The sequence below is a fragment of the Brevundimonas sp. genome, assembly GCF_052436175.1.
GTDB lineage: Bacteria > Pseudomonadota > Alphaproteobacteria > Caulobacterales > Caulobacteraceae > Brevundimonas.
The window spans coordinates 1-6,945 of the sequence record NZ_JBQVNM010000096.1 but is presented as its reverse complement, the minus strand read 5'-3'; the positions used below and the strand labels follow the sequence as shown (position 1 = coordinate 6,945).

The 6,945-nt window shown below is 65.4% G+C and carries 5 protein-coding genes; 1 reads left to right on the top strand and 4 read right to left on the bottom strand.

Annotated features, from left to right (window positions below; all coding sequences use genetic code 11):
• The 3 genes from ACT6QK_RS14445 to clpB all read right to left on the bottom strand — a co-directional run.
• Positions 1–777, bottom strand: a 777-nt coding sequence (locus ACT6QK_RS14445; RefSeq protein WP_444598524.1) for an ImmA/IrrE family metallo-endopeptidase, incomplete at its 3' end; no start/stop codon positions are given.
• A gap of 2 nt (positions 778–779) precedes the next feature.
• Positions 780–1,430, bottom strand: coding sequence for a hypothetical protein (locus ACT6QK_RS14440; protein WP_444598523.1), 651 nt, complete (start codon positions 1,428–1,430; stop codon positions 780–782).
• A gap of 54 nt (positions 1,431–1,484) precedes the next feature.
• Positions 1,485–4,073: an ATP-dependent chaperone ClpB gene (clpB, locus tag ACT6QK_RS14435; RefSeq protein ID WP_444598522.1), complete on the bottom strand. Its 2,589-nt coding sequence runs from the start codon at positions 4,071–4,073 to the stop codon at positions 1,485–1,487.
• Between the two features lie 272 nt (positions 4,074–4,345).
• Between clpB and ACT6QK_RS14430 the strand changes: the two genes are divergently transcribed.
• Positions 4,346–4,699 (top strand): BA14K family protein, encoded by a 354-nt coding sequence (locus ACT6QK_RS14430; protein ID WP_444598521.1) that lies wholly within the window; start codon positions 4,346–4,348, stop codon positions 4,697–4,699.
• A 47-nt stretch (positions 4,700–4,746) separates the two neighbouring features.
• Here the strand turns inward: ACT6QK_RS14430 and ACT6QK_RS14425 are convergent.
• Positions 4,747–6,945, bottom strand: a 2,199-nt coding sequence (locus ACT6QK_RS14425; RefSeq protein ID WP_444598520.1) for a TonB-dependent receptor domain-containing protein, incomplete at its 5' end; no start/stop codon positions are given.

Below are 6,945 nucleotides of genomic sequence, written 5' to 3'. Positions count from 1 at the left end.
GGTCATAGCAGCCGTTGAAACCCGCCAAACCTTTTTGATACCGATTATTGATGAAAGATTTGGCGGAACTCGCCCGAGGGCTCGCATACTCGCCCGAGGCATCAGGAACGCCGAAGCAAAAGCATTCGCTTCCCGTTCTGCGTCGTTTCCATTCGGCGCAGCATGCCTGTGCAGTACGAGGTGACCCAACTCATGTGCAGCATCGAAGCGGCGACGTTCTGCAGACTTCATAGTGTTCAAGAATACGAACGGCCTCGATTCATGCCAAAGCGAGTAGGCATCAACTTCGACACAGTTCTCCATAAGGGAGAATAGACGAACTCCTCGTGACTCGAGGAGATGGACAATGTTCTTGACCGGCTTTTCGCCAAGCTGCCAGAGACGACGCAACGAATCTGCGGCGATTTCCGGGTCAGCACCGGACAGATCTGGAAGGTCTGCTGCTGGTAAGTCGAACTGTCCATCTGCCCAGTTGGACAAGAGCAGCGCGATGGAACCGGCAGATACTGCGGCATCCCGCTGCTTGGCCGTCATCTTCGTCATTGACCTGAAGCTGACGCCACCGGGGTCAATCGTATCGATGTCGTCGGAGTCAAAGAACGAACGTGGAAAATCCAGAGCGGATACGATGCGATCAAATGTCTCTTCAGAAGGCGCGTATTGGTCCGCTTCGTATCCGGAGACTGCCCTTGGATCGACGCCAATGCGAAGAGCCAATTCCTTCTTTGTTAGCCCGGCACGTTGCCGGGCTATACGCAAGCGCGAAGCATTAAACACGGCTAGGCTTTACGGCGGACCGGGATGTCGATGTCCGGGCCAGCATCAAAGTCAGGGGTAACGGCAACGCCGCCCAATGGGTCATCCGAGTCTGGAATGAAGATGCGTTCGTCCCACCCCACGATTTGCCTATCCTCGTACATCCCAGGAAGCGACAGTTCGGCGCGGTACTCGTCGTCAGTAATGTATACAAGAAGCATCCATGTCGGATGTTCCAGAATGGCCGCTACACGACGCAAGTCCTCAGAAAGCGTATCTGGGAATAAATCGGTTTCGAACCGATTTCTCAGGGCCGCCGCTTCCACATAAAGCCCCTTCAAGGACTTCGTTTTTGGGGACAGATGCCGCATCCGAGTAGCGGCGTCTCCGCTTTCCACGATGATATTGATCTTCCGCTTGTCATTTATGACTAGCGAAAAATTGCCTGGGTCGGCCTTCCGCCATCCAAGCGGGACGAGAGCGTCGCGAAGAGCTCGGACGGTGTAGCTCCACCCGAAGGTGCCGGGGATGAATGGCGCATCGTTCTCAGTCGCCAAAATGCGGCCCGCGTGGCCGGCGGCCACAGCAGCTTGTAGCGCCTCGACGGAAACGCCCAGCTCCATCAGCCGAGTGTGAGCTTCTGCGGGAGTTGCGAACAGCTTGGTGGTGAGCATGGTGACTTCCGTTTCTCTCCCAACATATCGGATGAAAAACGGAAGTCAAGCTGGTTAATGCACCCGCGCCTTCCCGATCTCCAGCCCGTCCGCGCCCGCTGACACGGCCACCACCGAACCGTCCTCGATTTCGCCGGCCAGCAGTTTCTTGGCCATGGGGTCGACCAGTTCCTTCTGGATGACGCGTTTTAGCGGCCGGGCGCCATAGGCCGGGTCGTAGCCCTTGTCGGCGAGCCAGGCGGTGGCGGTGTCGTCCAGGGCGAGGGTCAGGCGGCGGTCGGCCATGAGCTTCTCAAGCCGCGCCAGCTGGATGCGGACGATGCCGCCCATCTGTTCGCGGCCCAGGCGGTGGAAGAGGATGATCTCGTCGATGCGGTTCAGGAACTCGGGCCGGAAATGGCCGCGGACCGTGTCCATGACCATGGGGCGGACGGCCTCGACATCTTCGCCCTCCGGCTGGTCGGCCAGATACTGGCTGCCCAGGTTGGAGGTCATGATGATGAGGGTGTTCTTGAAATCGACCACCCGGCCCTGACCGTCGGTCAGGCGGCCGTCGTCCAGCACCTGAAGCAACACGTTGAACACGTCGGGGTGGGCCTTTTCCACCTCGTCGAACAGGACGACCTGATAGGGGCGACGACGCACCGCCTCGGTCAGGGCGCCGCCCTCGTCATAGCCGACATAGCCCGGAGGGGCGCCGATCAGGCGGCTGACGGAGTGCTTCTCCATATATTCCGACATGTCCATGCGGGTGATGGCGGTCTCGTCGTCGAACAGGAAGGCGGCCAGGGCCTTGGTCAGTTCGGTCTTGCCGACGCCGGTCGGGCCGAGGAACAGGAAGGAGCCGAGCGGGCGATTGGGGTCGTTGAGACCCGCCCGCGCACGGCGGACGGCGTCGGAGACCGCTTCCAATGCCTCGTCCTGACCCACGACGCGGGCAGAAAGGGCGTCCTCCATGCGCAGCAGCTTGTCGCGCTCGCCCTCCAGCATCTTGTCGACCGGAACGCCGGTCCAGCGAGAGACGACGGCGGCGATCTGTTCGGCGTCCACGACCTCGGGGGTCAGCGGGCCTGAACCGGCGGTTTCGGCAGCCTCGGCCTCGGCCAGTTGCTTCTCGATCTGCGGGATCTGGCCGTAGGCGATTTCCGACGCGCGGCCGAGGTCGCCCTGGCGCTGGGCGGCGGCCAGTTCGGCGCGCAGGCGGTCGAGGGTTTCGCGCAGCTGGGCGCCCTGACCCACCTTGTCCTTCTCGGCCTTCCAGCGGGCGGTCAGGTCGGCGGATTCGATCTCGAGGTCGGAGATTTCATCCTCCAGCCGTTCCAGACGCAGGACCGAGGCGTTGTCGGTCTCCTTCTTCAGGGCCTCGCGCTCGATCTTGAGCTGGACCAGACGGCGGTCGATCTCGTCCAGGGCCTCGGGCTTGGAATCCACGGCCATGCGCACGCGCGACCCGGCCTCGTCGATCAGGTCGATGGCCTTGTCGGGCAGGAAGCGGTCGGTGATGTAGCGGTTCGACAGGGTGGCGGCCGCGACGATGGCGCTGTCGGAGATCCGCACCCCGTGGTGGACCTCATACTTCTCCTTCAGGCCACGCAGGATGGAGACGGTGTCTTCCACCGACGGCTCGTCGACGAAGACCGACTGGAAGCGACGGGCCAGGGCCGGGTCCTTCTCCATATATTTGCGGTATACATCCAGCGTCGTGGCGCCGACGCAGTGCAGCACGCCGCGCGCCAGGGCGGGCTTGAGCAGGTTGGAGGCGTCCATGGCGCCGTCGCCCTTTCCGGCGCCGACCAGGGTATGCATCTCGTCGATGAAGAGGATGATCTGGCCCTCGGCGGCGGTGACCTCGTTGAGGACGGATTTCAGCCGCTCCTCGAACTCGCCCCGGTATTTCGCCCCGGCGATCAGGGCGCCCATGTCGAGGCCCATGACGGTCTTGTCCTTCAGGCTCTCGGGCACGTCGCCGTTGACGATGCGCAGGGCCAGACCTTCGACGATGGCGGTCTTGCCGACGCCGGGTTCGCCGATCAGGACGGGGTTGTTCTTGGTGCGCCGGGCCAGAACCTGGATGGTGCGGCGGATCTCCTCGTCGCGGCCGATGACGGGGTCGATCTTCTGGTCACGCGCCGCCTGGGTCAGGTCGCGGGCATAGCGTTTCAGGGCGTCATAGGAGTCCTCGGCGCCGGCCGAGTCGGCCGTCTTGCCCTTGCGGACCTCGGCGACGGCGGCGTCCAGCTTGTCGGCCGTGACGCCGGAGGATTTGAGGATTTCGGCCGCGACCCCGCCCTCGCGGGCCAGGGCGGACAGCAGGCGTTCGGTGGTGACGAAGGCGTCGCCGCTCTTCTTGGCGGCCTCCTCGGCGGCGGCGAAGACGCGGGCCGTGGCGCCGTCGAGATAGAGCTGGCCGGAGCCGCCCTCGACCTGGGCGCGTTTGCGCAGGGCCGTTTCGGCGCCCTCGGCGGCCTTGGCCGCGTCGCCGCCGGCGGTGGTGATCAGGTTTCGGGCGAGGCCGTCACGCTCCTCCAGCAGCACCTTGAGCAGGTGCTCGGGCGCGAAATGCTGGTGGCGGCGGGCGAGCGCCAGGGTCTGGGCCGACTGGACGGCCTGTTTGGCGCGGTCGGAATAGAGGTCGAGATTCATGATGTCCCCATCGAAGGCGGAATCAGGGCGGGGCGCCCTTTGAAGCAAGCGACGCGCCGTCCCGTTGCAAGGGATGTGTGTGTGGCCGATGCGTCACACAAGGGCGGGACGGCCGAATTACGCCGGGCCGAATGCGGCGACGGGACGGCGATCCTGTTTCAGGATGGAAATCATTGTAAAAACACATGATTTTATCTCGGTCGTGGAACGGAAGCCGGGGCGGAGTGCGTTTCATCCGGCGTCAGACACGACACAACGACTGGAGACCTCCCATGAAGACCCCCGCGTTCAAACACGGCCTGCTGGCCGTCGCCGCCGCCTTGATGGCCGTTTCGGCGCCCCTGGCCTCGGCCGAGGCCGCGACCCAGACCCGTCCCTCGGCCGACCGTCAGGACGAGCGCGCCCAAGGCCCGAGCCGCAACCCGAACCAGAACCGCACTGACGATCGCTATGGCCGCTGGGACAACAGCTGGGGCGCTCGCCCGGTCGCCCCGCCGCGCAGCTTCACTCGCTCTTCGGACTGGTATCGTCACGTCCGCGCCTGCCAGCAGCGCTATCGCAGCTATGACGCCCGCACCGACCGCTACACGGTGCGTCGTGGCCAGACGGCGGTATGCCGCCTGTAGGCCGACAGAAAAAAGGCCCGCCGTTCGCACGGTGGGCCTCCTTTCTATCAGCCGCCGGTCGGGCCGGTGGAGAAGTCGAACTGTTCCGGCGGCTTCCTCGGGCTGGTGCCGAAGGTCCAGGTCAGGCCGACGTAGAAGGCGCGCAGGCTGATGTTCTGTTCGGACACCTCGCGGAACAACGGCGTGTTGTAGGTCGTGGTGTTGTTGAACGAGTTGAGGATGTCCCGGCCGGTGAAGTTGAACGAGACGCTGTCTGTCAGCTTGCGGCGATAGCCGATGTTGACCATGCCGCCCGCCTCGCGCGTGCCCTGGGCCAAGAGGCTTTCGCCCTGCCAGAAGCCCGTCAGCTGGACGAAGTCCTTGGGCGTGACCTGCCAGGACAGGCTGGCGCGGCCGCTGACGATCTCGCCCTCGCGGTCGCCGCCGCCCGGAATGCCGGCCGCGTCGATCTCCTGACGGAAGGCGTTGATGCTGGCGTTGTAGCGCAGGGTCGGGGTCAGGGGGCCGGCGGCGGTCAGCTCCAGACCCATGTCGCGCCGGGAGCCCAGGTTCTCGGGCCGGGTCAGCAGGACGCCGCCGCCGATGTCGGTCGCCACCTCGGTGAAGGCCTTGTCGGTGTCCCGCAGATAGGCGGTGGCCATGTAGAAGCTCTGGCCCTTGCGCACCTGCCACATGGCCTCGAACGAATCCGTCTCCTGCGGCGCCAGATCCGGGTTGCCGGAGCGGACGTTGAGCGGATCCTGATAGGCGACGAAGGGGTTCAGCTGGGCCGGCTGGGGCCGCTGGATCCGGCGCGAATAGGAGGCGCGCAGGGTCTGGGTCTCGGACAGCAGATACTGCAGGTGGGCGGTCGGATAGGCCTTGAAATAGTCCTGGCTCGCCGAGGCGCCGCCGGTCAGATCCTCGATCTCGATATCGGCCTGTTCCAGACGCAGGCCGGCCTGGCCAGACAGCTTGGCCGTCAGGGGCTTCTCGTATGTGGCGTAGAGGGCGTGGACGGTCTGGCGGGCCTCGAAGCGGTTGTTCTGGCCGGCGACCGGGGTCAGGGCGGTCTCGGACGGACCGCGCAGGAGGGTCACCTCCTGATCCGGGCGCTGCTGATTCAGCTCATAACCGAGACGCAGCTTGCCCCCGTCCTTGGTCGGCCGGACATAGGCGGAGGTGAAGCCGAGCGTGACCTGCTTCTGGTCCTGTTCGGTCCACTCGTAATAGGTCGGCAGGGCCGGGACCGAGAAGACGTTGATCCCGAGGCCCGAGGCATCGGTGGCGTTCCGGTCGAAGCGCAGCTCGTTGGACCATTCGTGGCCCGCGTCGTCGAAACGATGGAGAAGGCGACCCGTGGCGCCCCAGTTCTGGAAGGTGAAGTCGGACTCGCCGTCGCGGGTATAGGCGCTGGTCACGGTCCCGGCCGCATTGCGGGTCTCGTACAGGCTGTCGACCCCGCCGCCGCCCTCGAACACCACGCCGCGCAGTTCGGCGGTGATCTGGGTCTTGGGCGTCAGCTTGTACTCGAGCGAGAAGCGGCCGATGGAGCCGGTCTGGTCGGAGAAGACGTCCTGATCCACGCGGGTGGTGGACACGACCGCGCCGGTCAGGGGATCGAGCTGTTCCCGCACGCGGTTGAAGCTGAACTCATTGGGATCGACCCGGTAGCTGAGGTCGCCGGACAGGGTCAGCTTGTCCTTTTGCCACGATCCGCTGACGCCGAGGTTCCAGCGGCCGTTGTCGCCGACATTGGCGCGGACCGAACCGGTGGTCAGGGCGTCTGGCCGGGTCGTCGTCGGCTTGGTGATCAGGTTGATGACCCCGCCCGAGCCCTCGGGGCTGTAGGCGGCGGACGGGTTGGTCATGACCTCGATACGGGCGTAGCGATCCGCCGGCAGCTGCAGCAGGGCCTGGGCCCGCGCCTCGCCGGTCAGGATGCCGGACGGCTGGCCGTCGACCAGGATGGTGACATTGCCGTCGCCGCGCAGGGAGACATTGCCCTGGGGATCGACATCGACGGAGGGGACGTTGCGCAGGGCGTCGGCCAGGCTGCCGGTCGTGGCCTGCAAGTCGTCCTTCAGGCTGTAGCTGACGGAATCGATTGAGGTGCGGATCGGGCTGGCCTGGGCGGTGACGACCACGTCGCCGACGGTGGAGGGCTGCTCGCCCTCGGCCGGCTTGGCGGGGGTCTGGCCCTCGGGCGTCGCCGGGGTCTGGGCGGCCGGGGCGGGCGCCGCCGGAGCCGTCGCGGGCGCCCGGGT

What these genes read in the sequence shown, in the direction of transcription:
- ACT6QK_RS14440 (WP_444598523.1), bottom strand. Translation starts at nt 1,430, where the DNA reads ATGCTCACCACCAAGCTGTTCGCAACTCCCGCAGAAGCTCACACTCGG.
- clpB (WP_444598522.1), bottom strand. Translation starts at nt 4,073, where the DNA reads ATGAATCTCGACCTCTATTCCGACCGCGCCAAACAGGCCGTCCAGTCG.
- ACT6QK_RS14430 (WP_444598521.1), top strand. Translation starts at nt 4,346, where the DNA reads ATGAAGACCCCCGCGTTCAAACACGGCCTGCTGGCCGTCGCCGCCGCC.